Raw genomic sequence first — 26,776 nt, 5'->3', positions numbered from 1 at the left:
ACGACGCCAGCCATGAAATCCGCTTTGGCGCCCGCCGCTGGCCCTGCCGCGCGTGTTGAGCTGCTGATCCCCGCCGCCGATCTGATCGATGGCGGGGCTTTGCTTGCGGCGATCATCCCCGATCTGGATGGCTGCACCGATACCCGCGCAGGCCGTGCCATCGCGGTGCGCCACATGCAGCTTGCGAAAAACCGCGCGAATGAGGCTTTAGAGGCGGCTTTCCTGCTGCACCCTTTGAACGCCCGCGCGCTCATTTCCGCGCAATCGCATCTTACCGATGTGCTGGTAACCACCGCTTTGCTGGTCGCCCGCGACCACTTGCACCCCACTCAATCCACAACTGAACGCCTCACCGTCCTCGCCGTAGGTGGCTTTGGCCGCGCCGAGATGGCCCCGTATTCCGACGTTGACCTGCTGTTCCTCACCCCACGGAAAATCACCCCATGGGCAGAATCCGTCATTGAATCAATGCTCTACATGCTGTGGGATTTGAAACTCAAAGTCGGCCACTCCTCTCGCACCGTCGCCGACTGCATCCGGCTAGGCCGTGGCGACATCACCATCCGCACCGCCCTGCTAGAGCACCGCTTCATCGCGGGCGATGCAGCCCTCGCGGCCGAACTTAACGAGCGCCTGTGGTCCGACCTATTCCGCAACTCCGGCCCCGAGTTTATCGAGGCCAAACTCGCCGAACGTGCCGAGCGTCACAAACGCCAAGGCGGTCAGCGTTATGTGCTGGAACCGAACGTCAAGGAAGCCAAAGGCGGTCTGCGCGATCTGCAAACCCTGTATTGGATCGGCAAATACTTGCTGCGGGTGTCGTCCTCCGCGGGTCTGGTCGCCGCTGGCCTGCTCAGCCGTGAGGAATATGACCAGTTTGAGCGTGCCGAGAACTTCCTATGGGCCGCCCGCTGCCATCTGCACTACATCACCCACCGCGCCGTCGATCAGCTGACCTTCGATGCGCAAGTCGATGTCGCCGCCCGCATGGGCTACCACGACAGCGCAGGCCGCCGCGCCGTTGAGTTGTTCATGCAAGACTACTTCCGTCACGCGACGCATGTGGGCGAGTTGACCCGCATCTTCCTGACCGAACTCGAAGCCCGCCATGCCAAACCCGAGGCCCGCATCCTCGGCCTGCTCAACCGCCGCAAGGTCAAGCCGCCCTACAAGCTGGTGCAAAGCCGCATTGACGCGATAGACCCCGCCGAGTTTCTCGCCGACCCACTGAACTTGCTGCGCGCTTTTGAGGAAGCCTTGCGCTCACGCCACCTGCTGCACCCCAACATCATGCGGATTATCGCCGCCAACCTGCACCTGATCGACGACGATCTGCGCGACAATCCCGAAGCCCAGCGCATTTTCCTCGATCTGATGCTGAAACACGGCAACCCGGAGCGTGCGCTGCGCCGGATGAACGAACTCGGCGTGCTCTCCGCCTTCATCCCCGAGTTTGAAAACATCGTCGCGATGATGCAGTTCAACGTCTACCACCACTACACGGTGGATGAGCACATCATCCAAACCATCAGCGTTCTGGCGCAAATCGAGCGCGGTGAACTGGTCGAAAACTTGCCGCTGTCGTCTTCGATTCTGAAAGCCGGAGTAAATCGCCGGGTGATTTATGTAGCCCTGCTGCTGCACGATATCGGCAAAGGCCGCCCAGAAGATCACTCGATCATTGGCGCGCAAATGGCCCGCCGTATCGCCCCCCGGCTTGGCCTCGATCAAGAGGAAACTGAGACCGTCGAATGGCTGGTGCGCTATCACCTGTTGATGTCCGACATGGCGCAAAAACGCGATATCGGCGATCCCCGCACCGTGCGCGATTTCGCCAAAGCGGTGAAAACCCGCAAGCGGCTCGACCTGCTCACCGTGCTGACGGTCTGCGACATTCGCGGCGTTGGCCCGACGACATGGAACAACTGGAAGGCCATGCTGCTGCGCCAGCTTTACAGCCTGACCGCAGAAGCGTTAGAGGGTGGCTTGGAAACCATCAACCGTGTCAAACGCGAGGATGAGGCCAAAGCCGCCCTGCGCGAACGCCTGCACGATTGGCCCGCCGCTGACGTCAATACCGAGACCGCCCGCCACTACACGCCCTATTGGCAGGGCCTTTCCACCGACACGCAGGAAATTTTCGCCCGCCTGCTGCGCGGCCTCGGCAACGATGAGATTCGCATTGATCTGCACCCCGAGCCCGCCCGCGACGCCACCCGCGCTTGCTTTGCGCTCGGCGATCACCCCGGCATTTTCAGCCGCCTTGCTGGAGCCTTGGCCCTCGTCGGTGCCAACGTCGTCGATGCCCGCACCTACACCTCGAAAGACGGCTACGCGACCCCGGTGTTCTGGATACAAGACGCCGACGGCAAACCCTATGACGTCGAACGCCTGCCCCGCCTGCGCGGCATGATCGAAAAAACCCTGCGCGGCGAAGTCATCCCCCGCGAAGCCCTCGCTGGCCGTGACCGTGTGAAGAAACGCGAGCGTGAGTTCCGCTTCCCGACCCATATCACCTTCGACAACGAAGGCTCGGAAATCTACACGATCATCGAGGTCGATACCCGCGACCGCCCCGGCCTGCTCTATGACCTCACCCGCACTTTGGCCGCCAATAACATCTACATCGCCTCGGCGGTGATCGCCACTTACGGCGCGCAAGTCGTCGATGCGTTCTATGTCAAAGACATGTTCGGCCTGAAGCTGCACACCAAATCCAAACAAGAAGCCCTAGACCGCAAACTCCGCCAAGCCATCACCGAAGGCGTAGAACGCGCCCAAAACGTGCCTTAGCCTAAGGGCTTTCATACTTGCTTAAATATCCCACGGGGTCTGGGGTGTGAAACCCCAGCGGCTGCCCAAGATCACGCCATTCAGCGAATACAAAAATACCGACCGCAGACCCCGCGATCGGTATCAATTCCCAGCCACACCGAAGTCGAACCTCAGATATAGCCCTTGGCATCTTCTTCCGTCGGCAGCCGCCCATCCGGCGTCATGCCATGCACCGCCTCAGGTATCGTCCGCGACAGGCGCTCCAACAAAGTCTCCCGGCTCAGACCAGTCTTAGCCTGCAGCTCTGCCAAAGTGTCCTCACCCAACGTCGCCTCAAGATCTGGCGCGGCGATGGGTTTGTTCTCACCCGATGCCACCCAACTGTCTGCGGTATCAGCGTGACCGTTGCCGCGAAACTGCTCGATCAGGCCCGAAAGCCCACCCGACAAAGCGCCAGCCCCGTTCGACCCAGTGAAAAAAGACCCGATATCAGACAAGATATTGCCCATCGACTGACTGTTATGCCCGTCTATCCCCGCAGCAGGCTGATCACTTGGCCCACCAGCTTTGCGCAACATATCGCTGATCCGATCGCGATTTTGATAGCCTGCAACCGCCAAAAGCGCCAGCAGAGCAGTCATTGAAGGCCCTTTAGCCATAAGATCTCTCCTCATTATCGTTGATGTTTACAAAGGCTAAGCCAAGCTCGCCCCAGCATTCATGTCCGACGCGATGCAAAGCTCCAGATCAGCAGCACAATCACCGCACCAACAACAGCACCGATCAACCCAGCGCCCTCATAGGGTGCATACCAGCCCATCGCCTGCCCAAGGTAGGTCGCGACAAACGCGCCAACGATGCCAAGAATGGTGGTCAGAATGAACCCCGATGGCTCATTGCGACCCGGAGTCAGGAATTTGGCAATCACGCCCGCAACGAAACCGATCAGAATTGTCCAGATAATACCCATTGAGTTCCCCTAGTTTTGTCAAAGTACGGGTCTAAACGCGCAATATTGAAATACGTTCCATCACAGATGGTCAAACCACACCCGGACCAACAAACCTCACACAAACGCGCGCTACCCAATCCAACTCGTTTCTTCCCAATCGCTAACAAAACGTTAAGCACCCCCATCTAACCCATTGAAATCTTGTAAGCCGCGCACCTGTCCACGCGTGAACACGCCCTTACCGACTCTTCCACCCTGCCAACTTTCGCAATTCACCCCGCCCGCATTCCCCTGTAAGCCTTGCCCAAACAAGGGGCCGCCCATGAAACCAATCAGCCTGCTGCGCTCCATCCTCACCGTCGGCGGCTGGACCCTGTTATCACGAGGCGCAGGTTTCGCCCGCGACATGATGATGGCCGCCTACCTCGGCGCGGGCCCCGTAGCCGACGCCTTCAACGTCGCCTTCAGCCTGCCGAACATGTTCCGCCGCTTCTTCGCCGAGGGTGCCTTCAACATGGCCTTCGTCCCGATGTTCGCCAAAAAGCTGGAGGGCGGCGAGGATGCCAACGGCTTCGCCCGCGACGCCTTTAACGGCCTCGCGGCGATCCTGATCATCTTCTCAATCATCGGCACCTTCGCGATGCCATGGCTGGTCTGGGCGATGGCCAGCGGTTTCGCTGGCGACGCCCGCTTCGATCTCGCCGTGATCTACGGCCAGATCGGCTTCAACTACATCCTGTTCATCAGCCTCGTCGCCCTGCTGTCCGGCGTCCTGAACGCCTACGGCCACTTCACCGAGGCAGGCTTCGTCCCCGTCCTGATGAACCTCGTCTTCATCGCCATGATGTTCCTCGCCGCCAAATTCGGCTGGGACATGGGCCTGACCCTCGCTTGGGCCGTTCCGATCACTGGCGTCGCCCAACTGGCCTTCACCTGGTATTCCGCCGCCAAACTCGGCCTCACCTTCGCACCACGCTGGCCGAAGATCACCCCCGAACTCAAACGCCTCGCCATTATCGCTGGCCCCGCCATCCTGTCCGGCGGAGTCGTCCAAATCAACATGCTGGTCGGCCGCCAAGTCGCCTCCTACACCGAGGGCGCGGTATCGTGGCTCGTCTACGCCGACCGACTCTACCAACTCCCGCTCGGAGTCGTTGCCATCGCCATCGGCACCGTCCTTTTGCCCGACCTAAGCCGCCGCCTCCGCGCAGGCGACGAAGCCGGAGGCCGGGAAAGCTTTAACCGAGGCACCGAACTCGCCCTCGCCCTCACCTTCCCCTGCGCCATAGCCCTGATGGTGATCGCCCTGCCACTCACCGCCGTTCTCTACCAACGCGGAGCCTTCAGCGCCGACGACACCGCCGCCACCGCCCTCGTCCTCGCCATCTACGGCGCGGGCCTCCCCGCCTTCGTGCTGCACAAAGTCTACCAACCGCTCTACTACGCCCGCGAAGACAGCCGCAGCCCGTTCCGCTTCGCCATCGTCTCAATGATCATAAACGCCGTCATCGCCGTCGGTTTAATGCCTTACATCGGCTTCGCCGCCGCCGCCCTAGCGACAACTCTCGCTGGCTGGATGATGGCCGCCCAACTCTGGCTTGGCACCAAGCGCATGGGCGACGCCGCCCGTTTCGACACCCGCTTCCGCAGCCGCGCCCCCCGCATCATCGTGGCGTCACTGGTGATGGGATTGGTGCTCTACGCCGGCCAAACCGTGCTCGGCGATATGCTGGCAAGCCACGGCTGGCGCTACGCCGGCCTCGCCCTGCTGATCGCCGCAGGTGCCTTAAGCTACTACGCAGCGGGCAGCGCAATCGGAGCGTTCCGCCTGTCAGACTTCCGCAAACTTCGCCGAAGCTAAACATCCGCACCGCACGTCCCATAAACTCGCCAAAACCCAACAAAAGTATGGCCGCTTTCCATACAGTTTATGGCCGTTTTATGGGTGTCGATTTTCACGGAAAATCAACGCATTAACCTATGATTCGCAGCCTATACGCGCGGGCCCGGTTTTACCGCCCCCTGATCCGCTCCCGCACCCGCTGAAACCCACCCGGGCTAACGATAAACGACAGCAGGAATCCCGCCGCAAATCCCGGCAGATCCGCGACCCAAGACCAGTCATGCCCCACCGGCCCCATGCTCGGCATCAGCATCGGCATCACCGTGAAAAACACCCCAAACAGCGCCTGTATCACCATCAGCGCGCCAATCATGCTGAACGCCCGCAGCTGGTTCACCCCAGTGCCCGCCAGCTTCACCCAGATCAGAAACGAGAACGCCCCGATCAGCCCGTAAACCCCCGGAAACGCGCCATAAAGCGGCTGGTTCGGCACTATGTAGGCGTAGATAAACGCCCCCACCGCCCCCGAGCCAAAGAACACCACCGCAACCGCCCAGCTTTTGAAAACTTCGCCGACAAACTTGCCCAAAGCCATCATCATCGCCACGCCAAACAACGCCTGCGTCGCCGATCCGTGAATGAACGCAAAGCTGAAGAACCGCGCCAACAACGGCATATCCACCGCCCCCGCCGCAAGATTTTGCCGCCAAAACTCTGGAAACACACCATAATCCTGAATGGCCGCAACCCGCCACCCCACCGCCTGCGGCCCGCCAATCACCCCGGCATCGGCCAAACTGAACAAAATCTCCAACGCGATCATCGGCAGTGCGATCAACCACACCACCCCCGGCAGCGGATTGATCGGCGCAATCTGGTCGGCTCTCAAATCATCCTGCATCGCATCCCCTTTAGGCACCCTGGCAGGCGCGTGATTGACGCCCCCCAATGCCTTCGTTAAGCCGATCCGGTAGCAATTTCCAGATGGAGTATCCCATGTCCGAGCCGGTCCAAACGCCTCAGACTTTCCCGACCCGCATCTTTTCCGGCATCCAGCCCTCCGGCGGATTGACCCTTGGCAACTATCTCGGAGCGTTGAAGCGCTTCGTCCAAAAGCAGGATGAGGGCATCGAGACGATCTATTGCCTCGTTGACATGCACGCGATAACCACCTGGCAAGACCCGATAAAATTGCGCCAACAGACCCGCGAAGCCGCCGCTGGCTTCATCGCCGCTGGCATTGATCCAACGCGTTCAATCCTGTTCAACCAGAGCCAAGTGAGCGCCCATGCCGAGCTTGGCTGGATCTTCAACTGCGTCGCCCGCATGGGCTGGATGAGCCGGATGACTCAGTTCAAAGACAAAGCGGGTAAAAACTCCGAGAATGTTTCCCTCGGCCTTTACGCCTACCCCGCCCTGATGGCCGCCGATATTCTGGCCTACAAAGCCACGCATGTTCCGGTGGGCGAGGATCAAAAGCAGCATATCGAGTTGACCCGCGACATCGCGCTGAAGTTCAACAACGACTACAAAGAGAACTTCTTTCCGATCACCGAACCGGTGATTGAAGGTGCCGCCACCCGCGTGATGTCGCTGCGCGATGGCACCAAAAAAATGTCGAAATCCGACCCGTCCGACCAATCCCGCATCAACCTCACCGACGATGCCGACACCATTGCCAAGAAGTTCCGCAAAGCCAAAACCGATGCCGAACCCCTGCCCGACAGCCTCGAAGGCTTAAAAGATCGCCCCGACGCCCGCAATTTGATCAACATTTACGCGGCCTTAGCCGATATGACTCCAGAAGCGGTGATCACCGAATACGCAGGCGCACAATTCGGCACCTTCAAGCCTGCCTTGGCCGATCTCGCGGTGGCGAAACTCTCGCCAATCACCACCAAGATGAGCCATCTGATGCAAGACCCCGCTGAAATCGACCGCATCCTTGGCGAAGGTGCCAGCCGCGCCGACGCCATCGCGCGGCCGATCCTTGATCAAGTCTACGACATCGTCGGCATGATCCGCTCGCGTCAGGTGTAAACCCGTGCCAGCCTGCCTTTGGGCGGGCTGGCATCCGCGCGACGGAGGATAACATGACTGCTCTGAGCCGCATCGCTACCGAAAACCCCAACCAAACCCGCCGCGCTCCGGTGAGTGTTATCTGATGTGGCGTGGCCTCACCCAGCTGATTTTGCTGCTTATTCTGGCAGGCTCGCTGGCCGGAACCACCCTCACCGCCGCCCGCATCGCCTCTGATCCGCTAATTGCCCCGTTCGTTGAGGCAAGCTATGATCAAATCCAAGCTGCCACCGACCGGATGCTGGTAACCGCCGCCACCCCCGAAACTCTAAGCGCCCACATCGCCAATCGTCTCGCCGAATCCCCCCGCAACTGGCTTGCGCTCGATGCGCTGGTGGATCTCGCCTACGAGCGGAAAATCCCGCTCCCCTCGGCACTTAACGCCGCCGTGCAAACCGCCCGCGAGGATGATCACAGCTACTACGCCACCGTCACCTCCTGCGCCGCCTGCGCCTACGATCCCGCGCAATGTTCGCTGTCCGAAGTGATGATCTGCCAAGCCCCCATCGCCCTCACTCCCATCGGCGATATCGCAGGCATCACCCGCGCCGGAGTGGCCTATGCGTCGGGCACCAAGGTAGACCAAATCGACCTCGCGCTATCCGTGGTGGGCCTAGGTGCCACCGCCGCAATCATCGCCTCGGGTGGCTCCAGCGGAGTTGTCAAAGCCGGTGCAAGCCTCGCAAAACTCGCCCGCAAATTGGGCCGCCTGTCGCCGCGCTTGGTCGAAATGGCAGTAGACGCCGCCCGTACTGGTGTAAATTGGGCAGCCCTACCCGGAGTGCGCTCCCTCGACGATCTCACCGCCGCGATCCGCACCGAATCTTTCCTGCCGCTGACCAACACTATGGCCGACCTCAGCCGCCTGAACTCCGCCACCGACGCCACCACCGCCCTGCATTTGCTGCCGATGGTCGATGACGCGGGCGACGCCCGCCGGCTCGCCAACGCTGCCGAAGCCTTGGGGCCGAAACTCGTCGGCCGCGCTGAGGTGTTGGGCAAAGCCCGCCTGTTCCGCGCCACACTCAGATTTTCCGAAACCGCGTGGGCACTTGGCGCTGGCCTCGTCGGCTTAATGCTCTCCACCGCCGGCATAATAAGCGGCATGATCCAACACGCCCTGATCAAGCGCCTACGCCGTAGCCTGAAGCGCACCGTCTGACCAAGTAATTCGCAAGAATTGCAGGCGGAAACGCCTTTAAATCACTCGGCCATCATCGCCTTTAAAACCGACTGCGCCTCGCCCGAGTCCCATTCCGCATCGCCAATCAACCGCGCGACCTCTTGCCCCTCGGGGTTCAAAATCACCGTCACCGGCAACCCCAGCACCCCCATCTGATGCGCCAGCCCCGATTTAGGATCGCGCAGCACCGGCAGCGAAGTCACCCCCGCCTCACCATAAAACTTCACGATCTGCGCCGGATCATTGCGCCCCGTCGCCACCGGAACCACCGCAATTTCGGGCATCGCATCGGCCAACCGCTGCAACGACGGCATCTCTTTCCGGCACGGCGCGCACCACGTTGCCCAGAAGTTCAGCACCACCCATTTGCCTTTATACTCGGCCAACGAATGCTCCCCCTCAGCCCCATCCAGCAACACCGCCTCGGGCAAAGCCACAGGCTCCACCAGCGCCAGCTTTTTCATGTCGCCCGTCAGCAAGCCATCCAAGCTGCCCGCATTTGCACCAAAGGCAAAGGCCGTATAAAGAACCGCCAACAGCATCTTCCGCATCATGTCGAAGGCCCTTCCATGACCAATTCCCCAACCACAGCCGCCAACCAAATGTGGGGCGGTCGCTTTGCCTCTGGCCCCGACGCGATCATGACCGCAATCAACGCCTCGATCGGCTTTGACCAACGGCTTTACGCCCAAGACATTCGCGGCTCGCGCGCCCATGCCGCCATGCTCGCCGCCACCGGCATCCTGACTCCTAGTGATGCCGTGGCCATCGGGGAAGGCCTGCTCACGGTGTTGTCAGAGATTGAGACCGGGAATTTCACCTTTTCGGTAGCCCTTGAAGACATTCACATGAACGTGGAATCCCGCCTGAAAGACCTGATCGGCGCGCCCGCAGGCCGCCTGCACACCGCCCGCTCGCGCAATGACCAAGTGGCGGTCGATTTCCGCCTTTGGGTGCGCGACCAATGCGATGCCGCCATTCAGGGTCTCACCGCCCTGATGCGCGCCTTCCTCGCCCAAGCCGAAGCTGGAGCCGATTGGGTGATGCCCGGCTTCACCCATCTGCAAACCGCCCAGCCCGTCACTTGGGGCCACCACATGCTCGCCTATGTCGAGATGCTGGCCCGCGACAAATCTCGCTTCGAAGACGCCCGCAAACGGATGAACGAATGCCCGCTTGGCGCGGCCGCCCTCGCCGGAACATCCTTCCCCATCGACCGCCACATGACCGCGCAAGCACTCGGCTTCGACCGCCCCACCGCCAACTCCCTAGACTCAGTTTCCGACCGCGACTTCGCGCTCGAATTCCTGTCCGCCTCCAGCATCTGCGCCATGCACCTGTCGCGTTTTGCCGAAGAACTAGTGATCTGGTCCTCCGCTCAATTCCGCTTCGTCAAACTCTCCGACCGCTGGACCACCGGCTCCTCCATCATGCCGCAAAAGAAAAACCCCGACGCCGCCGAACTGCTGCGCGCCAAACTTGGCCGCATCTTGGGCGCGACCGTGGCCTTGTTCACCATCATGAAGGGTCTGGCGCTCACCTATTCCAAGGATATGCAAGAAGACAAAGAGCAGGTCTTCGACGCCGCCGACACCCTGATGCTCGCCCTCGCCGCGATGACTGGCATGGTCGGCGACATGACCGCCAACCGCGACGTGCTGGCGACCTCGGCGGCCTCCGGTTTCTCCACCGCCACCGATCTCGCCGACTGGCTGGTGCGCGCACTAAACCTGCCGTTCCGCGACGCGCACCACGTCACCGGAACCCTCGTCGCCTTGGCAGAATCCAAAGCCTGCGACCTGCACGATCTGTCCATCACTGAAATGAAATCGGTGCATGACGGCATCAACCAAGAGGTCTACTCCGTTCTAGGCGTTGAGAATTCTGTCCGCTCACGCATGTCCTATGGCGGAACCTCGCCCACCCGAGTAGCAGAGCAAGTCGCCCGCTGGAAAAGCCTGCTGGCCTAAGGCACCTTGCCCCGAAATCACAGAAAGGCCACACGGAAAACCCCCATGCGATTGCTGCTCGCTACCCTTTTGCTTACTGCCTGCTCTGACCCCTACCTTGGTGCGGGCATAGGCATCGGGCCGCACGGCGCAACAATCCGACCCGTTATTTCCGGAGCCATCGCTGGCGGCCGCATCAGCTATTCACCCTAAGGACCTCAGATGAAATTTCTCCCCCTGCTCGCCCTCGCCCTGCTCACCGCTTGCGGCGCTGACGGCCCTCCCACCGCGCCGCAATCCGGCGTCACCATCTCTGGCGACGCCCGTGTCGGCATATCCTCGGGTGAAACCCCGTAACAACCTGCGCCCTATTTGCCTAGGCGCAAGCAGGGCGCTATACCCCAAGCGACTGATTTCATAAGGGCGCGCCGGATGGACCATTTCCTATATCGCGACGGCACGCTCTATGCCGAGGGCGTTGCCGTCGCCGATATTGCAGCGCAAGTTGGTACGCCTTTCTACGTTTATTCCAGCGCCACCCTGACCCGGCACTACACTCTGTTCACCGAGGCGCTGTCGCCGCTGCCCCACCTTGTTTGCTTTGCGATCAAGTCGCTGTCAAACATTGCCGTACTCAAACTGCTGGGCGATTTGGGCGCTGGCATGGATGTGGTGTCTGGCGGCGAATACCGTCGCGCCTTAGCTGCCGGAGTCCCCGGTGATCGCATCGTATTCTCTGGCGTCGGCAAAACCCGCGAGGAAATGCGCCTCGCTTTGGAAAACGGCATCCGCCAATTTAACGTCGAATCCGAACCCGAACTGCGGGCTTTGTCCGAAGTAGCCACCGCCATGAGCACCACCGCCCCCATCACCATCCGCGTCAATCCAGACGTTGACGCCCGCACACATGAAAAGATCGCCACTGGCAAGAAAGACAACAAGTTCGGCATCCCGATTGGCCGCGCCAGTGAAGTCTATGCCGAGGCTGCCAAACTCCCCGGCCTGCAAATCATTGGCATCGACGTTCATATCGGCAGCCAACTGACCGAACTTGAACCCTTTGAACAAGCGTATAACAAGGTCGCCGACCTGACCCTGCGCCTACGCTCTGAAGGCCATGTGATCTCTCGCCTCGATCTCGGCGGCGGCTTGGGCATCCCTTACGAACGCTCCAACACCGCCCCGCCGCTCCCGCAAGAATACGGCGCGCTTATCAAACGCACCGTTGGCCATCTTGGCTGCGAGATTGAAATCGAACCCGGTCGCTTAATTTCTGGCAACTCCGGCCTGCTCGTCTCAAAGGTTATCTACGTCAAAAATGGTGAAATCAGCGATTTCCTGATCGTCGATGCCGCAATGAACGACCTTGTGCGCCCCTCAATGTATGGCGCGCATCACGATATAATCCCGGTGCAAGAGGCCAAGGCCGCCACAGAAGCCCACAGCTATGATGTGGTCGGCCCGGTGTGTGAGACGGGTGACACTTTCGCCAAAGCCCGCCCGCTGGCACCGTTGCACGAAGATGATCTGATCGCCTTCCGCTCGGCGGGCGCTTACGGTGCGGTAATGGCGTCGGAATACAACACCCGGCCGCTCATTCCCGAAGTGCTGGTGAAAGATGATCAATTCGCCGTCATTCGCGCCCGCCCTACCTATGAAGAAATCCTGAACCGCGATACCATTCCCCTGTGGCTTTGAACCCACACTGGCTTTGAACCCACACTGGCTTTGAAACAGCAGAGGCCGATGACAGAGAACAGCGAAGCGCAGGCACTGAAACGGATAGAAACCCCGCTGCGGATCACGCTCGCGGGGCTTTGGGCTGAGCGTATTACCCGCGCCTTCTGGCCGCTGTGGACGGTCGCAATCGCCAGCCTCGCCGCCGCCGCCTTCGGTCTGCAAGACGTGCTACCGATTGAAGTCGCATGGTTCCTGATGGTCGCCGCTATCCTCGGCCTAGTCTGGGGTCTCGCCCACGGCATCCGAGCTTTCCGCCGCCCAACCCGCATCGAAGCCCTGATCCGTCTCGACAGCAAACTGCCCGGCCAGCCGATCGCGGCTTTGCGCGATACCCAAGCCATTGGCATCACAGACGAAGCGTCGAAAGCCGTATGGGCCGCGCATCGCACCCGCATGGCCGCGCGCGCCAGCGGTGCCAAACCGGTGCAGCCCGATCTGCAACTTTCCTCGCGAGACCCCTATGCTTTGCGCTACGTCGCGCTGACAGCACTGGTAATGGCGCTGCTGTTCGGCTCACTTTGGCGCGTCACCACTGTAGCAGGCATCGCGCCCGGTGGTGCCGCAAATGCCGCTGCTGGTCCGGCATGGGAAGGCTGGGCGCAGCCGCCCGCCTACACCGGAAAACCCGCGCTATATCTAAACGACCAAACCGCCGAGGCGTTAACCCTACCCACCGGAACCAAGCTGCAAATCCGGCTATACGGCGAACCCGGCGCGCTGATCGTATCCGAGACGGTTTCGGGGCGCACCGACGCACCCCCCGCGTCGCAACCCACCCAAAATTTCAGCGTCGCCACCTCTGGCGAACTCGCCATCGAAGGTGCAGCTGGCCGTTCCTGGAAAATCATCGCCACCCCTGACGTTGCCCCCAGCGTCACTCCCGCCGCCGAAATCTCACGTGATGGCGAAGGTCGCTTCAAACAGAAATTCACCGCGAAAGACGATTATGGCGTCACCAAAGGCGAAGTCTCCATCGCCCTCGACCTGACTGCCGTTGACCGCCGGTATGGTCTGAAAACCGACCCCGAATCTATCGCCCCCGTCGTGCTCGACCTGCCGCTGCCATTCAAAGGCAGCCGGGCGGAGATCAACACCACGCTGATTGATGATCTCTCCGAATCCGTGCTGTCAAATCTGCCTGTCACCATCACCTATGCCGTCACCGACGCCGCAGGCCAGACCGGCACCGCCGAACCAATTCACCTGATCCTCCCCGGCAAACGCTTTTTCGACCCGCTCGCCGACGCCCTGATTGAGATGCGCCGCGATTTGCTCTGGTCGCGCGCCAACGCCCCGACCTCGCTGGAAATCCTGAAAGCCGTCAGCCACCAACCCGGAGACATCTTCCCAGACGACAAAATCTACGCCCGCCTGAAAGCCGTGATCAAACGTTTGGATACCGAGGCCAAAACCCTCACCCCCAAGTCTCGGGATGAGATCGCTAAGGAACTCTGGGAAATTTCGCTGATGATTGAAGACGGCAAATTGAACAACGCCAAAGAGCGTATGCAGCGCGCCCAAGAACGCTTGGCAGAGGCGATCCGCAAGGGTGCCTCGCCCGAAGAAATCCAGAAGCTGATGGATGAGATGCGCGACGCGCTGGACGATTACATGGCGGAGGAAGCTAAGAAAAATCCCGCTGATCCGAACGACGAAACTTCGCCGCAAAATCAAGGCCCAAGCATCACCCAAGACCAGATTGACCAGATGCTCGACAAATTGCAAAAGTTGATGGAAGAAGGCAAAACTGCCGAGGCCGCTGAACTTATGAAGCAGTTGCAAGACCTTATAAAAAATATGAAGGTGCAGCAAGGCGACGGTCAAAGCGGCAAAGGCAGCCCCGGCAAGCAAGCGATGAAAGACCTCGGCAATACCTTGCGCGATCAGCAGGGCCTGTCCGACGACAGCTTCCGCGATCTACAAGACGGTCAAGAAGGCCAGGGCAAAGACGGCAAAACCCTGTCAGAGCGCCAGCAAGAGTTGCGTGAGAAACTCAAGCAACTGCGCGAAGGTGGCAAACTTCCCGGCCAAGGCAGCGACAAAAATGCCGAGGGCAAGCAGAACCTCGACGACGCGGGCCGCGCCATGGAAGAAGCCGAACGCGCGCTGAAAGACGGCGATCTGCCCGGCGCTTTGGATAAACAGGCCGAGGCGATGGACAAAATGCGCGAGGGTATGCGCGATTTCGGTGACGCTCTGGCCGAGCAAGACCGCCAAGAAGGCTCCGCCCCCGATGGCACGCAACAGACCGAAGACCCACAATCCGGGGGCCCCCGCGATCCCCTGGGCCGTGACAATGGGTTGCACATTGGCTCTGATGGCAACCTTGCCGAGAACAAAGACATCTACAAACGCGCGCAGGAATTGCTGGATGAGATTCGCAAACGCTCCAGCGATCAATCCCGCACCGAGTCAGAGCGCGGCTACCTCAATCGATTGATTGATCTGTTCTAACCCATCGAGCAAACTGATTCTTTTTGCGCCCCCCTTGTTTTGTCGCCTAAAATAGCGCATGTAAGGGGGGCGAAACGCTATCTATCGAAAAATCTGTCTCCCTCGCGGCTTCAGTTCTCGATTCTTACGACTGAGCCAAGCCATAGCACCCTGCGTATGGCACACCAAACTTAGGAGACACACGATGGCTAACGGCACCGTGAAATGGTTTAACGCCACCAAAGGCTTCGGCTTTATCGCCCCAGCAAACGGCAACAAAGACGTGTTCGTGCACATTTCCGCAATGGAACGCGCTGGCATCCGTCAACTGAACGACGGCCAAGCAGTGACCTTCGACATCGAAGCAGGCCGTGACGGCCGCGAGTCGGCGATCAACCTCGCTCTGGCATAAGCCATTTCGGGCGGTCTTAACCGCCCGTCACATCAAATTTGAAACGGGGGTAGCGCAAGCTGCCCCCGTTTCGCATTTCACGCCAACGATTGCGGCAGTTCTGGCCCAAACAACAGCATAGACGTTCGTGCATTTGGCTGCTTTAACCGCAACACCATTTTAACCCAAGGTGTTCGATGCCAAAAACTTCCCCCCGTAAAGCTCTGCGTCTCGTGTTGGCCCTTGCGATGCCCGCGCTCAGTTTTACCGCGCTGCTTATGCCAACCGCAAGTCACGCCGCGACGCTCCCGACCCCCTATGTGTCGCGCGCCCTCGACGCCGTGCTGATCCCGGTTAATCACGACACCACCGCCGCCTTCGGCCTGCTGCCCGACGATAAAGGTGTGCTGGTGTTGTCAACGCAACCCGGTGGCATCGCCGATAAGGCCGGCATCCTGCCCGGCGATGTGATTTCCAGCGTGCGCGGTAAAACGGTCAAAGACCCGATCTCTCTGGATAAAATCGTCTATTATTGGCTCGCCCAAAACGATTTCGACTTCGTTTTCGACGGTTGGCGCGGCAACGCGGCGCATACAAGCAAAGCCAATATAACCATGGTAAGTTGGGCCGAGGTGATCGAGCTCACTTCAATCGTGTCGTGGACCGCATACTCCTACGAAAGCTTCAGCTATTCAGAATTTTACAGCGAATATTCTGAAGAAATCAGCACCAGTTACGAAGAATCTGAAACCACGATTGAGGCCAGCGCCACTTCGGAAGAATTTACCTCCGAAATGAGCGAAGACACTGCCGTCACGGACGACGTCACCACGGAAGACGCGGCGGCCGATGATGCAGCCCAAGCAGACGATGAAGCCACCCCCGCCGACGAGGCCGCTGCCGACGCAGACATCGGCGCAGATGACGGCGGTGATGAAGCTGCCCCCGATGACGGCGGCGACGATGCCAGCATGGACGACAGCGGCGGCGATGAAGCGGCTGACGATGCAGGTGGCGACGATGGCGGCGGCGAAGCCGATGGCGGCGACAACTCCGCCGGAGACGAATAAGCTTATACAAAGCAAAAGGCCCCGCAAATCTGCGGGGCCTTTTGCTTAAATTTTTAGAAAACTTAGGCCGCCAAAGCGTCGACTTCAGCTTCACCCTTAGCAATCGCCGCGTCCGCACCGAAAGCCATTGCATCAGCCGCTGCGAATTGCACGTCGGTGATGCCGAAGAACCCGAGCATATGGCGGATATAGCCCGAAGCGAAATCAATCTCCGAACCGAACTTGGTGCCATCCGAAGTGAACGCAACAATTGCGCGCTTGCCAGTCAGCAGACCAACCGGGCCGGTTTCGGTGTAGCTGAAGGTCTCACCTTTGCGGGCAAGTTGGTCGATCCACGACTTCAACTGCGACGGCACGCCGAAGTTATAGACCGGCAGCGCGATGACCAGCAGGTCAGCGGCTTTGACTTCAGCCAGCAGCGCATCGGCATAAGCCGCGGTGGTTTTCTGATCGTCATTGCGGGCTTCAGCTGGCGTAAACACTGCGCCCAACCAAGCGCCGTCGATTGCCGGAACACCAGCCGACAGATCGCGGGTAACAACGTTCGCACCCGGGTTAGCGGCCAGAACGCGCGCCATGATACGGTCGGTCAGGCGGCGCGAAACAGCGCCAGCGGGTTTGATTGAGGATTCAACGCGCAGGATATTGGTCATGTCAGGTCCATTCACGGAGTGGGAGGAAGTTGTCTGCCTCTTACATGCGCCCTATGACCCCTCTGCACAATTAGAGGAATCGCACCCAAGTTGCGCGCCTGCGCACAGAAGTATGTGGCACCGGGATGACGCGTTGTCGGCATTCAAATAGCGATCGGCTTTTTGGCCAACTGCTAAAGCGGCGAATCCGGTCTAGAATGCTTTGACATGCGACTGCCCCACCGGACCACATGCACCAATAAAAAAGGCCGCGCAGCAGCGCGGCCTTTCTGATAGCTAAATCTCTCTTTACCCAAGCGTCGGGTAATCTGTGTAGCCCTTTTCCCCCGGAGTATAGAATGTCGCGAAGTCAGGCGCGTTCAGTTCCGCGCCCGTCTGCATCCGCGCCACAAGGTCCGGGTTCGCAAGGAAGGCCCGACCAAATCCGACCAGGTCCGCCGCGCCCGCATCCACCGCGGCCTGCGCCGAAGCCGCATCCAAGCTGCCGCCGACAATGAACGTCCGAGGCCAAGCCGCGCGCAACTTAGCGCGGAAATCGGCAGGAATTGCCGGATTGCCCATCGCCGCATGATCCACCAAATGCACGTAAACCAAGCCGATCTTGTCCAAAGCTGCCATCAGCGCCAGATAAGTTTCATCGACCTCGGCATAAGCCGCCATGCCCGAAGCCGTGCCATAGGGCGAGATCCGGATGCCAACCTTGTCGCCGCCAATCGCCGCCACAACTTCCTGCGCAACCTCAAGCAAGAACCGCGAGCGTTTCGCAACCGATCCACCCCAGCCGTCGGTGCGTTTGTTGGTGTCGGGCGACAAGAATTGCTCCAGCAGATAGCCATTCGCAGAATGCAACTCGACGCCATCAAAGCCGGCAGCGATAGCGTTTTTGGCCGCCGTGACGATCTCGGCTTTTGCCTGCTGAATATCAGCCTCAGTCATTTCCTGCGGCACCGGATAGTCCTGCATCCCGTCCGCGTCAGTATACATCTGCCCCGCCAAAGCGATAGCCGAGGGCGCCACGATCTTTGCGCCGGCTGGCATGTTGCTCGGATGGCTGACCCGCCCCGTGTGCATAAGCTGCGCGAAAACCACCGCGCCCTTCGCCTTGGCAGCGGCCGTTACGGGCTTCCAAGCCGCCACCTGTGTGTCGTTCCACAGCCCCGGAATACGGGCATAGCCGCGACCGTTCGGGCTTGGTGCGATGCCTTCAGTGATGATCATGCCAGCGGTGTCGCGTTGGCCGTAATAGGTCGCCATAATGGGCGTCGGTACCGCGTCCACATCGGCGCGACTGCGGGTCATCGGGTTCATGACGATGCGATTCTTAAGCTGATGCGGGCCCAGCAAAGCTGGTTCAAAGATCGAGGAAGTCATAACGTTTCGTTCCTTTGTCGGAAATCTGGACTAGGAAGTTTAGCCATTTTCGCAGCGATAACTACGCCTGTTTTCGCCTAGCTACTGTGCAACAATGCACTTCTAACACCCCTTGAAAATCCGGTGCTGCGCTCACCTAATTCTTTGCGCGGCCCTTAACAACTCGTTACCAGAATAGTCAAGCCACTGTTATTGTTCGTATTTTCAACGTGTCCACATGTGGACACTACCCTCGCGCGCTGAAAAAATCACTGATCGCCTTTGCCATCGTCTCGGACACCCCCGGCACCGCCATCAGATCCGAGATCCCTGCCCGCGCGACCGCTTTGGCCGAGCCAAAATGCGCCAACAATGCCCGCTTGCGAACCGCGCCCACCCCCGGAATATCATCAAGCGGCGTGATCGACACCTGCTTTGCCCGCTTCGCCCGGTGCGCCCCGTTGGCCCAGCGATGCGCTTCATCCCGCAGCCGCTGGACGAAATACAGCACCGGATCGTTGCGCTGCAAAGCCATCACTGGCCGGCCCGTCCGGTAAAACTCCTCCTTCCCCGCGTCGCGATCAATCCCCTTCGCAACCCCCACCACCGCGATATCATCTACACCGAGTTCCGCCAAAATCCCCGCCACGGCTGAAACCTGCCCCGCCCCGCCGTCAATCAACAGCAAGTCCGGCCAAGCGCCCGAGGTGCGCTCCGGGTCTTCCTTCAGCAACCGCTCAAACCGACGCGTCATCACTTCACGCATCATACCGAAGTCGTCCGAATTCTTCCCCGCCGCCGATTTGATGTTGAACTTGCGATACTGCGATTTCAGGAAGCCCTCCGCGCCCGCCACGATCATGCCACCCACTGCATCCGACCCCTGAATATGGGCGTTATCGTAGACTTCAATCCGCGTCGGCGGCGCGTCGAGATCGAAAGCCTCGGCCAAACCGGCGAGCAGTTTGTTCTGGGTGGAGCTTTCCGACATTTTCCGCGCCAAACTCTCGCGGGCATTGCGAACCGCGTTCTCCACCAGCTCCGCTTTCTCACCCCGCTGCGGCACCGCAAGTTCCACTCTGCGCCCAGCCCGTTCCGACAAAAGATCAACCACCAGATCCTCGTTCTCGACGGTATGTGACAGCAAAATCAGCCGCGGCGGCTCTTTATCATCATAAAACTGCGCGACGAAGGCTTCCAAAATCTCGGCCGCCTCCGCTCCGGCTCCGGTGCGCGGGTAAAAGTCGCGGTTGCCCCAAGATTGATTGGCGCGGATGAAGAACACCTGCACGCAGGCCTGCCCGCCATCGAGATGTAGCGCAATCACATCCGCTTCGGTCACCCCCGCCGGGTTGATGCCTTGCGATTGCTGCACTTGAGTCAATGCTTTGATCCGGTCACGCAACGCCGCCGCGCGCTCGAACTCCATCGCCTCTGAGGCAATGTTCATCTCCGCCGCAAGATTGGATTGCACGGTTGTGGTTTTACCCTGCAAAAATCGCTCGGCGTCAGCCACCAAAGTTGCATAGGCTGAAGGGTCAATACGCCCCGTGCAGGGTGCCGAGCAGCGTTTGATCTGATACTGCAGACAAGGCCGAGTGCGGCTTTCAAACATGGAGTCCGAGCAGTTGCGTAGCAGGAACACTTTTTGCAGCTGGTTCAATGTGCGATTGACCGCGCCAGCCGAAGCAAACGGACCGAAGTAGCTGCCTTTCTCGGACCGCTTACCGCGATGCTTCTTGAGCTGCGGAAAAGGGTGTTCCGTGTTAATCAAAATGTTCGGGAAACTTTTGTCATCGCGCAACAACACATTGTATCGCGGCTTCAGCTGTTTGATCAGATTTTGCTCTAGCAGCAGCGCCTCGATTTCGGTGCGCGTCGTCAGGAACATCATTGAAACCGTCTCGGCGATCATCCGAGCGATCCGGCCAGAATGACCCGAGGCGCGGGCGTAGTTTGACACCCGCGCACGCAAATTACGGGCCTTGCCGACGTAAAGCACTTCGGAGGCCGCGTTCAGCATACGGTAAACACCGGGACTATTATCGAGCGTTTTCAGGTATTCCTGAATACGGTCGTGACCGGTCAAGCTGATTTCACTCATGCAGAAATACCCATGCGGGACTCATCGATTCTCGTCTCTTGCTGCAATGATAAATGGGATGTGACAAGAGAAAAGCTATCCCCGCTTTCTGTGGATAACACTGCGGAGAAGTTTTCAGAACCGTGAAATTTCCCATGTTTTTGGCTTGATTCGCTTAGTTGCCTATTTTTTAGGCGAAATATTAAGCCGTTGATTTTAAACCAAAGAATTCTTATTACCCGTCAAATCCCTGATATGCCACAACATTTTGTAACGTCTCTGTGAAGCAAACGCCAAAAGTGGACAACTTTTGCGTGAGGCCACATATCGCCTAGTCGAAATCCATCACGTCTGGAGTTTTCCAACCCAAATGCTGGCCGCCATCCGCCGAGATCATTTGCCCTGTTACGGCAGGGGAATCTAGAAAAAAACCTAGCGCAGCAGTGATATCGGCAGGATTTGCGCCGCGCTGAAGAATTGTTGCGCCACGCTGCGTCACAAAACTTTCGTCGCTTTGCCGGCTGCCTTGCAAGGTGGGCCCTGGCCCGATCGCGTTCACCCTCACCCGAGGTGCCAAGTCTTGTGCAGCAGTACGGGTCAGTGCCCATAGCCCCATCTTCGACAGCGTATAAGACAGGAATTCGGGCGTCAGTTTCAGGACACGTTGGTCAATCATGTTGAGTACCATGCCGCCAGCGACAGGCTCACCACGATCGTCCAGCTTTGGCGCAGGCACTTGCGCTGCAAAAGCCTGCAAAAGCACGAACGGAGCGCGCAGGTTGCTTTCCAGATGCCGATCCCAGCTTTTGCGGCTGACGGTGGCGACGGTGTCGTACTCGAAGATAGAAGCGTTGTTGATCAGCACAGTCAGCGGCCCGCCCAAACCCTGCACGGCCATGGGTAGCAACTTTTCCACTTGCGATTCGATCAGCAGATCTGCACGCAGCGCAACGGCTTTGCGACCCAAAGCGATGATCTCCTTCACAACCGTCTCGGCTTCCTTGCGGGAACTCGCATAGTGAACGGCCACATCATAGCCGCGACGGGCCAAATAGAGCGCCATCTCACGGCCCAGCCGCTTGCCAGCACCGGTGACCAATGCGCGCCCGCAACTTGTTGCCATCACGAGCCTTTCTTACAGTTGCAGCCTTTGGAGCCGATCATATACCGCCCGCAGCGTTTGCAGGTAGCCGGACTGGAAAGTCCGAAGCGTTTTTTCACCGAACCGCCGATCCGACCCGGAAACAACGCGTTGCCGACCATACCAATCGCCAGCATCACCAGCAAAAACACCAGAACGGCCTTGATCATGTCACAACCCGTAGCGCGCCCAAAGTGCACGCTCCTCGACCGAGGCCAGCGCATCTTCGGCCATATTGAGGCCAAAGCGACTAAGCAGCCCGCGCTTTTGCCCCAGCGGCACCAGCTTCACCTTATCGCCATAAAGCGATTTCAGCTTCGGCACCAGATGCGCCACACCATCCGTCAGCCCCAGATCAACCGCGCGTTGGCCCACCCAAATATCAGCGTTGAACAGATCAGCATCGGCCAAGCGGTTGCCGCGCCGGGCCTTTACATGCGCAATAAACGCCTCGTGGATCGGCATTTGCAGCGCCTTCAACCGCTCAATATCTTCGGGCTTTTGCGGCAGGAACGGGTCGGCAAAGCTTTTCGATTTGCCCATCGCCACCACACGCCGTTCAACGCCCTGCTTCGCCATCAACTCGGGGAAACCAAAGCTCGCAAAGATCACGCCGATAGAGCCTACGATAGAACTGGCATCGACCCAAATCTGGTCCGCAGCGCAGGCCAGCCAATAGCCGCCAGACGCCGCGATGTCTTCGACAAAAGCGTGGACCGGTATGGATTTTTCGATGGCCAACCGCCGCACCCGTGCCGCGATGAGGCTTGATTGCACCGGCGAGCCACCCGGCGAATTGATCACCAATGCCACCGCGGCGGGTTTCATTTTGAAAGCCTTCTCGATGATCGTAGCAAGACCCGCATCGTTCAAAGCGTTGCGGCCAGAACCAATCGTGCCTGCCAAGCGGATCACTGGCACAACGGGGTATTTGTTAACAAACGGGATATATTTCATCATGCAACAAAGCTAAGGCTTCAAACTCTTGCGAACAAGCTCAATCCCAGCCACCTTGGCGTGATGATTGACAAGTTGGAAATGTTTATCGCTCTTGCAAACGAGCGCCACTTTGGTCGTGCCGCCGAAGTGTGCCGCGTAACGCAGCCCAGCCTATCCTCGGCGATCCGCCAGCTGGAAGATCAGTTGGGTGTGCAGCTGGTATTTCGCGGCTCTCGCTTTCAAGGGCTTACGCCGGAAGGCCAGCGCGTGCTGGATTGGGCGCGCCGGATTGTCGGCGACATGCGCGCTCTGAAAGATGAGATGCGCTCGGTACATTCCGGGCTTTCAGGCAATCTACGGGTTGGCGTGATCCCCACTGCCCTGCCCATGGTGGCTGACCTCACCGCACCGTTCATCGCCCGCCATCCGAATATGCGGGTGACTTTGCTATCGCGCACTTCGGCGGAAATTCTGGCTGGGATCGAGAGCTTGGAATTGGATGCGGGCATTACCTACTTGGAGAATGAACCTTTGGGTCGGGTGACGCAGACGCCGCTTTACACCGAATTCTACCGCTATCTCTGTGCGCCAAACTCGCCTTTGGCAGACCGCGCGCAGGTCACGTGGAGCGAGTTGGTCCACGAGCCTTTATGTCTTCTGACCGCAGACATGCAGAACCGTCGCATCGTCAACCAGCATCTTGCCGAAGTGGGGGTGCGGGTTGCGCCGACGGTAGAGTCGAACTCCAGCATCGCGTTGGTGGCGCATGTGAAGTCTGGGCTGTGGGCCAGCGTCGTGCCGATGAAGCTCGCGGAAATGTTTGCGGGTCAGGGGCTGAAAGCGATCCCGATAGTTGAACCGGAAGCCGAGCATTTGGTCGGGTTAATCACCGCCAAGCGCGATCCCCAAACCCCCGTTCTACAAGCACTTATGGATGAGGCTGCAAGGTTGGCGATCCGTCTGCGCCAATAGCTTTCAATAGCCAAAGCCTATTGAACAACGGGATATCCATATTGATTTCCGTATCAATCAGCGTATCACGTCAGGAAGCTACCAAAGGGCCGCCAAATGCTTGATTCCGTCGACATCACCACTCGGGTTGAGGAAATCCTCCGCACCCATAAAGGTATGGAGGGGTCTTTGCTACCGATCCTGCACGCCATTCAGGCTGAATTTGGCTATGTGCCGCAGGTGGCGTTGCCGATTATTGCGAAAGATCTAAGCCTGTCGAAGGCCGAAGTTCATGGCGTGATGAGCTTTTATCACGATTTCCGCGAGTATCCTGCAGGTCGGCATGTGGTCAAGCTTTGCCGCGCGGAATCCTGTCAAGCGATGGGTGCGGACCGGGTTGCTGCCCATGTGCACACGACGCTCGGGCTTGATTGGCATCAAACCAGCAAAGATGGCAGCATCACGCTGGAGCCAATTTTCTGCCTTGGCCTTTGCGCCTGCGGCCCAGCTGCGATCATCGACGGCAAACTGGTAGGCCGCGTCGATGAAGCCCGCATTGATGCGATCATCGGAGGGCTGAAATGAAGATTTACCTGCCTCTCGATAGCGCTGCCGTTGCCCTTGGTGCCGACGAGATCGCTGAATCGCTTCTGTTTCAAGCCAAGGCGCGCGGGATCAATCTAACGCTGGTGCGCAACGGTTCGCGCGGCATGGTCTGGCTAGAACCTATGGCCGAGGTCGTCACCGATGCCGGGCGCATGGCGTTCGGCCCGTTGACCCTGGCGGATGTACCGGCGCTGTTTGGCGATCTGACAGCGCATCCCAAAGCGCTTGGTCTGACCGATGATTTGCCGTGGATGAAGTCGCAAACCAGGCTGACTTTTGCCCGCGTCGGCGTGATCGACCCGCTATCGCTCGGCGATTACAAGGCGCATGGCGGGTTGGCTGGGCTGACTTTGGCGCTCGGCATGGACAAGACCGCGATCGTGGCCGAAGTCACCAACTCGGGCCTGCGCGGCCGTGGAGGCGCAGGCTTTCCAACTGGCATCAAGTGGAAGACCGTTTCGGATGCTGTAGCGGATCGCAAATACATCGTCTGCAACGCCGATGAGGGCGACAGTGCCACCTTCGCCGACCGTATGCTTATGGAGGGCGACCCCTTCACTTTGATCGAAGGCATGGTTATCGCAGGTCTTGCGACGGGAGCAACAAAGGGATTTGTGTACATCCGTTCGGAATACCCGATCGCCGTTGATGTGATGCAGAAAGCGGTCAAGATCGCGACGGATGCCGGGGTGCTTGGCACCTCTGTTTTGGGTTCGGCTCATACCTTCAACATCGAAATCCGCGTCGGTGCCGGGGCATATGTTTGCGGTGAGGAAACCTCCTTGCTCAACAGCTTGGAAGGTAAGCGTGGCGTCGTCCGCGCTAAACCGCCGCTGCCCGCGTTGCAAGGCTTCATGGCCAAACCAACCGTGGTGAACAACGTTATTTCCCTTGCCTCGGTGCCAGTGATTTTCGAGAAAGGCGCTGAGTTTTACAAGAACTTTGGCCTCGGCCGTTCGCGCGGCACCATCCCCTTGCAGATCGCTGGCAACGTTAAATACGGCGGGCTTTATGAGATCGCTTTCGGCCTGACTCTCGCCGAAATCGTTGACAAAATCGCCGGAGGCTCGGCTTCGGGTCGACCGGTGAAATCCGTGCAGGTCGGTGGCCCTTTGGGTGCCTATTTCCCCCGCGCATTGTTCGACACCCCGTTCGGTTATGAGGAGTTCGCGGGTAAGGATGGGCTGATCGGCCACGCTGGTCTGACTGTATTCGATGACTCCGCCGATATGCTGAAGCAAGCCCGTTTCGCGATGGAATTCTGCGCGATTGAATCCTGTGGCAAATGCACCCCCTGTCGGATTGGCGCGGTGCGCGGCGTTGAAACAGTGGATCGCATTGCCAAGGGTGACACCTCGGCAATCCCGCTGCTAACGGATCTGTGCAACACGATGAAGGCCGGTTCACTTTGCGCACTCGGAGGATTCACGCCCTACCCGGTGATGTCCGCCCTCACCCACTTCCCCGATGATTTCGCCCCTATGAAGGAAGCCGCCGAATGAAAGACTTCATCATCCCGGATCGCGATTTCGGAACTCCTGCCGCCAAAAGTAAACAAATGGTCACATTGACCATCGACGGCTTCGACATCACTGTGCCCGAAGGAACGTCGATCATGCGCGCCGCCGCCGAGATTGGCATTTCGGTGCCGAAACTTTGCGCCACCGACAGCATCGACGCCTTCGGGTCGTGCCGGTTGTGCCTCGTGGAAATCGAAGGCCGCAACGGCACCCCTGCCTCTTGTACCACCCCCGTCGCCCCCGGTCTGAAAGTCCACACTCAGAACGCCAAGCTGAAGCAACTTCGCCGTGGCGTGATGGAGCTTTACATCTCCGACCATCCGCTCGATTGCTTGACCTGCTCGGCCAATGGCGATTGCGAATTGCAGGATATGGCGGGCGCGGTCGGTCTGCGTGATGTGCGCTATGAGGCTATCGACACCCATTTCAAAGCCAAAGACACCTCTGGTATCGCCAACCCTAACTATATCCCGCGCGACGACTCGAACCCGTATTTCAGCTACGATCCGCAGAAATGCATCGTCTGCTCGCGCTGCGTGCGCGCATGCGAAGAAGTCCAAGGCACCTTTGCGTTGACCATCGAGGGCCGTGGCTTTGATAGCCGCGTGTCGTTTGGAGCGAAAACCGACACCGCGTTGTCATCCGATTGCGTCTCCTGCGGCGCTTGTGTGCAGGCTTGCCCGACCGCGACCTTGCAAGAAAAGTCGATCATCGAGATCGGCACGCCGGAACGCTCCGTCATAACCACCTGCGCCTATTGCGGCGTTGGTTGCTCGTTCAAAGCCGAAATGCGCGGCGACGAACTGGTGCGCATGGTGCCTTACAAGCACGGCAAGGCCAACCGCGGTCATTCCTGCGTCAAGGGCCGCTTTGCCTACGGCTACGCCAGCCACAAAGACCGCATCCTGAACCCGATGATCCGCGACAGCATCAACGACCCGTGGCAGGAAGTGTCGTGGGATGAGGCTATGGACTTCACCGCCAACCGGATGAAGGGCATTATCGAACGTCATGGCCGTCATTCGGTGGGGGTGATTACATCTTCGCGCTGCACCAATGAAGAAGCCTACCTGGTGCAAAAATTGACTCGTGCCGTATTCATGAACAATAATACGGAT

24 protein-coding genes are annotated in these 26,776 nt (G+C 59.2%); 14 read left to right on the top strand and 10 right to left on the bottom strand.

Going from position 1 to position 26,776, the window contains the following annotated elements:
• The first annotated feature begins 12 nt into the window (after positions 1–12).
• On the top strand, positions 13–2,793 hold the full coding sequence (locus JWS10_RS12015; RefSeq protein WP_299507702.1) for a [protein-PII] uridylyltransferase: 2,781 nt from the start codon (positions 13–15) through the stop codon (positions 2,791–2,793).
• Between the two features lie 152 nt (positions 2,794–2,945).
• On the opposite strand, the gene JWS10_RS12010 is transcribed toward JWS10_RS12015, so the two are convergent.
• Together JWS10_RS12010 and JWS10_RS12005 are read right to left on the bottom strand one after the other, a co-directional pair.
• Positions 2,946–3,416 (bottom strand): YidB family protein, encoded by a 471-nt coding sequence (locus JWS10_RS12010; RefSeq protein ID WP_299507700.1) that lies wholly within the window; start codon positions 3,414–3,416, stop codon positions 2,946–2,948.
• Positions 3,417–3,493: 77 nt separating this feature from the next.
• Complete coding sequence (locus tag JWS10_RS12005) at positions 3,494–3,745, bottom strand: GlsB/YeaQ/YmgE family stress response membrane protein (RefSeq protein ID WP_299480534.1); 252 nt, start codon at positions 3,743–3,745, stop codon at positions 3,494–3,496.
• Positions 3,746–4,049: 304 nt separating this feature from the next.
• Between JWS10_RS12005 and murJ the strand changes: the two genes are divergently transcribed.
• Positions 4,050–5,588 carry a murein biosynthesis integral membrane protein MurJ gene (murJ, locus tag JWS10_RS12000; protein WP_299507698.1) on the top strand — a complete coding sequence of 513 codons (1,539 nt, stop codon included), beginning with the start codon at positions 4,050–4,052 and terminating at the stop codon, positions 5,586–5,588.
• Between the two features lie 151 nt (positions 5,589–5,739).
• Here murJ and JWS10_RS11995 read toward each other — a convergent pair whose 3' ends face one another.
• Complete coding sequence (locus JWS10_RS11995) at positions 5,740–6,471, bottom strand: rhomboid family intramembrane serine protease (protein ID WP_299507696.1); 732 nt, start codon at positions 6,469–6,471, stop codon at positions 5,740–5,742.
• A 95-nt stretch (positions 6,472–6,566) separates the two neighbouring features.
• On the opposite strand from JWS10_RS11995, the gene trpS reads away from it, so the two are divergent.
• Positions 6,567–7,610 (top strand): tryptophan--tRNA ligase, encoded by a 1,044-nt coding sequence (gene trpS, locus JWS10_RS11990; RefSeq protein WP_299507694.1) that lies wholly within the window; start codon positions 6,567–6,569, stop codon positions 7,608–7,610.
• Positions 7,611–7,734: 124 nt separating this feature from the next.
• Positions 7,735–8,811 (top strand): hypothetical protein, encoded by a 1,077-nt coding sequence (locus tag JWS10_RS11985; RefSeq protein WP_299507691.1) that lies wholly within the window; start codon positions 7,735–7,737, stop codon positions 8,809–8,811.
• Positions 8,812–8,852: 41 nt separating this feature from the next.
• Here JWS10_RS11985 and JWS10_RS11980 read toward each other — a convergent pair whose 3' ends face one another.
• Complete coding sequence (locus JWS10_RS11980) at positions 8,853–9,383, bottom strand: TlpA disulfide reductase family protein (RefSeq protein ID WP_299507787.1); 531 nt, start codon at positions 9,381–9,383, stop codon at positions 8,853–8,855.
• A gap of 18 nt (positions 9,384–9,401) precedes the next feature.
• On the opposite strand from JWS10_RS11980, the gene argH reads away from it, so the two are divergent.
• The 6 genes from argH (at position 9,402) to JWS10_RS11950 (ending at position 16,415) form a co-directional block, all read left to right on the top strand.
• Positions 9,402–10,802: an argininosuccinate lyase gene (gene argH, locus JWS10_RS11975; protein WP_299507688.1), complete on the top strand. Its 1,401-nt coding sequence runs from the start codon at positions 9,402–9,404 to the stop codon at positions 10,800–10,802.
• Between the two features lie 201 nt (positions 10,803–11,003).
• The gene (locus JWS10_RS11970; RefSeq protein ID WP_299507686.1) at positions 11,004–11,138 is read left to right on the top strand and encodes a hypothetical protein; all 135 of its coding nucleotides are present in this window, start codon (positions 11,004–11,006) and stop codon (positions 11,136–11,138) included.
• A 75-nt stretch (positions 11,139–11,213) separates the two neighbouring features.
• Positions 11,214–12,479, top strand: a complete 1,266-nt coding sequence (lysA, locus tag JWS10_RS11965) for a diaminopimelate decarboxylase (RefSeq protein ID WP_299507684.1) — start codon at positions 11,214–11,216, stop codon at positions 12,477–12,479.
• 48 nt (positions 12,480–12,527) lie between these two features.
• Complete coding sequence (locus JWS10_RS11960; protein ID WP_299507682.1) at positions 12,528–14,975, top strand: DUF4175 domain-containing protein; 2,448 nt, start codon at positions 12,528–12,530, stop codon at positions 14,973–14,975.
• A gap of 184 nt (positions 14,976–15,159) precedes the next feature.
• Entirely contained in the window at positions 15,160–15,366 is a 207-nt protein-coding gene (locus JWS10_RS11955; protein ID WP_054005407.1) for a cold-shock protein, read from the top strand.
• Positions 15,367–15,542: 176 nt separating this feature from the next.
• A complete protein-coding gene (locus JWS10_RS11950; RefSeq protein WP_299507680.1) occupies positions 15,543–16,415 on the top strand; it encodes a PDZ domain-containing protein in 873 nt (290 codons plus the stop codon).
• Between the two features lie 62 nt (positions 16,416–16,477).
• Here JWS10_RS11950 and JWS10_RS11945 read toward each other — a convergent pair whose 3' ends face one another.
• The 6 genes from JWS10_RS11945 to JWS10_RS11920 all read right to left on the bottom strand — a co-directional run bounded on the left by JWS10_RS11945 (position 16,478) and on the right by JWS10_RS11920 (position 22,602).
• A complete protein-coding gene (locus JWS10_RS11945) occupies positions 16,478–17,068 on the bottom strand; it encodes an NAD(P)H-dependent oxidoreductase (protein WP_299507678.1) in 591 nt (196 codons plus the stop codon).
• Between the two features lie 288 nt (positions 17,069–17,356).
• Positions 17,357–18,439 (bottom strand): alkene reductase, encoded by a 1,083-nt coding sequence (locus tag JWS10_RS11940; RefSeq protein ID WP_299507676.1) that lies wholly within the window; start codon positions 18,437–18,439, stop codon positions 17,357–17,359.
• 226 nt (positions 18,440–18,665) lie between these two features.
• Complete coding sequence (uvrC, locus tag JWS10_RS11935; RefSeq protein WP_299507674.1) at positions 18,666–20,522, bottom strand: excinuclease ABC subunit UvrC; 1,857 nt, start codon at positions 20,520–20,522, stop codon at positions 18,666–18,668.
• A 310-nt stretch (positions 20,523–20,832) separates the two neighbouring features.
• Positions 20,833–21,624, bottom strand: a complete 792-nt coding sequence (locus JWS10_RS11930) for an SDR family oxidoreductase (RefSeq protein WP_299507673.1) — start codon at positions 21,622–21,624, stop codon at positions 20,833–20,835.
• Positions 21,624–21,812, bottom strand: a complete 189-nt coding sequence (locus JWS10_RS11925; protein WP_299475787.1) for a hypothetical protein — start codon at positions 21,810–21,812, stop codon at positions 21,624–21,626. The genes JWS10_RS11930 and JWS10_RS11925 overlap by 1 nt, the downstream gene beginning before the upstream one ends.
• Before the next feature lies 1 nt (position 21,813).
• Positions 21,814–22,602, bottom strand: a complete 789-nt coding sequence (locus JWS10_RS11920) for a S49 family peptidase (RefSeq protein WP_299507671.1) — start codon at positions 22,600–22,602, stop codon at positions 21,814–21,816.
• Between the two features lie 60 nt (positions 22,603–22,662).
• Here JWS10_RS11920 and JWS10_RS11915 point away from each other — a divergent pair, with 60 nt between their 5' ends.
• The 4 genes from JWS10_RS11915 to JWS10_RS11900 all read left to right on the top strand — a co-directional run.
• Entirely contained in the window at positions 22,663–23,553 is an 891-nt protein-coding gene (locus JWS10_RS11915) for a LysR family transcriptional regulator (protein WP_299475792.1), read from the top strand.
• 96 nt (positions 23,554–23,649) lie between these two features.
• Positions 23,650–24,117, top strand: a complete 468-nt coding sequence (locus JWS10_RS11910) for a formate dehydrogenase subunit gamma (protein ID WP_299507669.1) — start codon at positions 23,650–23,652, stop codon at positions 24,115–24,117.
• Positions 24,114–25,640, top strand: a complete 1,527-nt coding sequence (locus JWS10_RS11905) for an NADH-quinone oxidoreductase subunit NuoF (RefSeq protein WP_299507667.1) — start codon at positions 24,114–24,116, stop codon at positions 25,638–25,640. The genes JWS10_RS11910 and JWS10_RS11905 overlap by 4 nt, the downstream gene beginning before the upstream one ends.
• On the top strand, positions 25,637–26,776 hold a 1,140-nt coding region (locus JWS10_RS11900), incomplete at its 3' end, for a 2Fe-2S iron-sulfur cluster-binding protein (RefSeq protein WP_299507665.1). The genes JWS10_RS11905 and JWS10_RS11900, both read left to right, overlap by 4 nt.

The organism is Cypionkella sp., assembly GCF_028290025.1.
Classification (GTDB): Bacteria; Pseudomonadota; Alphaproteobacteria; order Rhodobacterales; family Rhodobacteraceae; genus Cypionkella.
This window is presented reverse-complemented; position numbering and strand designations above follow the sequence as displayed.

What these genes read in the sequence shown, in the direction of transcription:
- JWS10_RS11950 (WP_299507680.1), top strand. Translation starts at nt 15,543, where the DNA reads ATGCCAAAAACTTCCCCCCGTAAAGCTCTGCGTCTCGTGTTGGCCCTT.
- JWS10_RS11905 (WP_299507667.1), top strand. Translation starts at nt 24,114, where the DNA reads ATGAAGATTTACCTGCCTCTCGATAGCGCTGCCGTTGCCCTTGGTGCC.
- JWS10_RS11910 (WP_299507669.1), top strand. Translation starts at nt 23,650, where the DNA reads ATGCTTGATTCCGTCGACATCACCACTCGGGTTGAGGAAATCCTCCGC.
- uvrC (WP_299507674.1), bottom strand. Translation starts at nt 20,522, where the DNA reads ATGAGTGAAATCAGCTTGACCGGTCACGACCGTATTCAGGAATACCTG.
- argH (WP_299507688.1), top strand. Translation starts at nt 9,402, where the DNA reads ATGACCAATTCCCCAACCACAGCCGCCAACCAAATGTGGGGCGGTCGC.
- JWS10_RS11925 (WP_299475787.1), bottom strand. Translation starts at nt 21,812, where the DNA reads ATGATCAAGGCCGTTCTGGTGTTTTTGCTGGTGATGCTGGCGATTGGT.
- lysA (WP_299507684.1), top strand. Translation starts at nt 11,214, where the DNA reads ATGGACCATTTCCTATATCGCGACGGCACGCTCTATGCCGAGGGCGTT.
- JWS10_RS11915 (WP_299475792.1), top strand. Translation starts at nt 22,663, where the DNA reads ATGATTGACAAGTTGGAAATGTTTATCGCTCTTGCAAACGAGCGCCAC.
- JWS10_RS11945 (WP_299507678.1), bottom strand. Translation starts at nt 17,068, where the DNA reads ATGACCAATATCCTGCGCGTTGAATCCTCAATCAAACCCGCTGGCGCT.
- JWS10_RS12010 (WP_299507700.1), bottom strand. Translation starts at nt 3,416, where the DNA reads ATGACTGCTCTGCTGGCGCTTTTGGCGGTTGCAGGCTATCAAAATCGC.
- JWS10_RS11995 (WP_299507696.1), bottom strand. Translation starts at nt 6,471, where the DNA reads ATGCAGGATGATTTGAGAGCCGACCAGATTGCGCCGATCAATCCGCTG.
- trpS (WP_299507694.1), top strand. Translation starts at nt 6,567, where the DNA reads ATGTCCGAGCCGGTCCAAACGCCTCAGACTTTCCCGACCCGCATCTTT.
- JWS10_RS11980 (WP_299507787.1), bottom strand. Translation starts at nt 9,383, where the DNA reads ATGCGGAAGATGCTGTTGGCGGTTCTTTATACGGCCTTTGCCTTTGGT.
- murJ (WP_299507698.1), top strand. Translation starts at nt 4,050, where the DNA reads ATGAAACCAATCAGCCTGCTGCGCTCCATCCTCACCGTCGGCGGCTGG.
- JWS10_RS12015 (WP_299507702.1), top strand. Translation starts at nt 13, where the DNA reads ATGAAATCCGCTTTGGCGCCCGCCGCTGGCCCTGCCGCGCGTGTTGAG.
- JWS10_RS11960 (WP_299507682.1), top strand. Translation starts at nt 12,528, where the DNA reads ATGACAGAGAACAGCGAAGCGCAGGCACTGAAACGGATAGAAACCCCG.
- JWS10_RS11955 (WP_054005407.1), top strand. Translation starts at nt 15,160, where the DNA reads ATGGCTAACGGCACCGTGAAATGGTTTAACGCCACCAAAGGCTTCGGC.
- JWS10_RS11940 (WP_299507676.1), bottom strand. Translation starts at nt 18,439, where the DNA reads ATGACTTCCTCGATCTTTGAACCAGCTTTGCTGGGCCCGCATCAGCTT.
- JWS10_RS11930 (WP_299507673.1), bottom strand. Translation starts at nt 21,624, where the DNA reads ATGGCAACAAGTTGCGGGCGCGCATTGGTCACCGGTGCTGGCAAGCGG.
- JWS10_RS11970 (WP_299507686.1), top strand. Translation starts at nt 11,004, where the DNA reads ATGAAATTTCTCCCCCTGCTCGCCCTCGCCCTGCTCACCGCTTGCGGC.
- JWS10_RS11920 (WP_299507671.1), bottom strand. Translation starts at nt 22,602, where the DNA reads ATGATGAAATATATCCCGTTTGTTAACAAATACCCCGTTGTGCCAGTG.
- JWS10_RS12005 (WP_299480534.1), bottom strand. Translation starts at nt 3,745, where the DNA reads ATGGGTATTATCTGGACAATTCTGATCGGTTTCGTTGCGGGCGTGATT.
- JWS10_RS11985 (WP_299507691.1), top strand. Translation starts at nt 7,735, where the DNA reads ATGTGGCGTGGCCTCACCCAGCTGATTTTGCTGCTTATTCTGGCAGGC.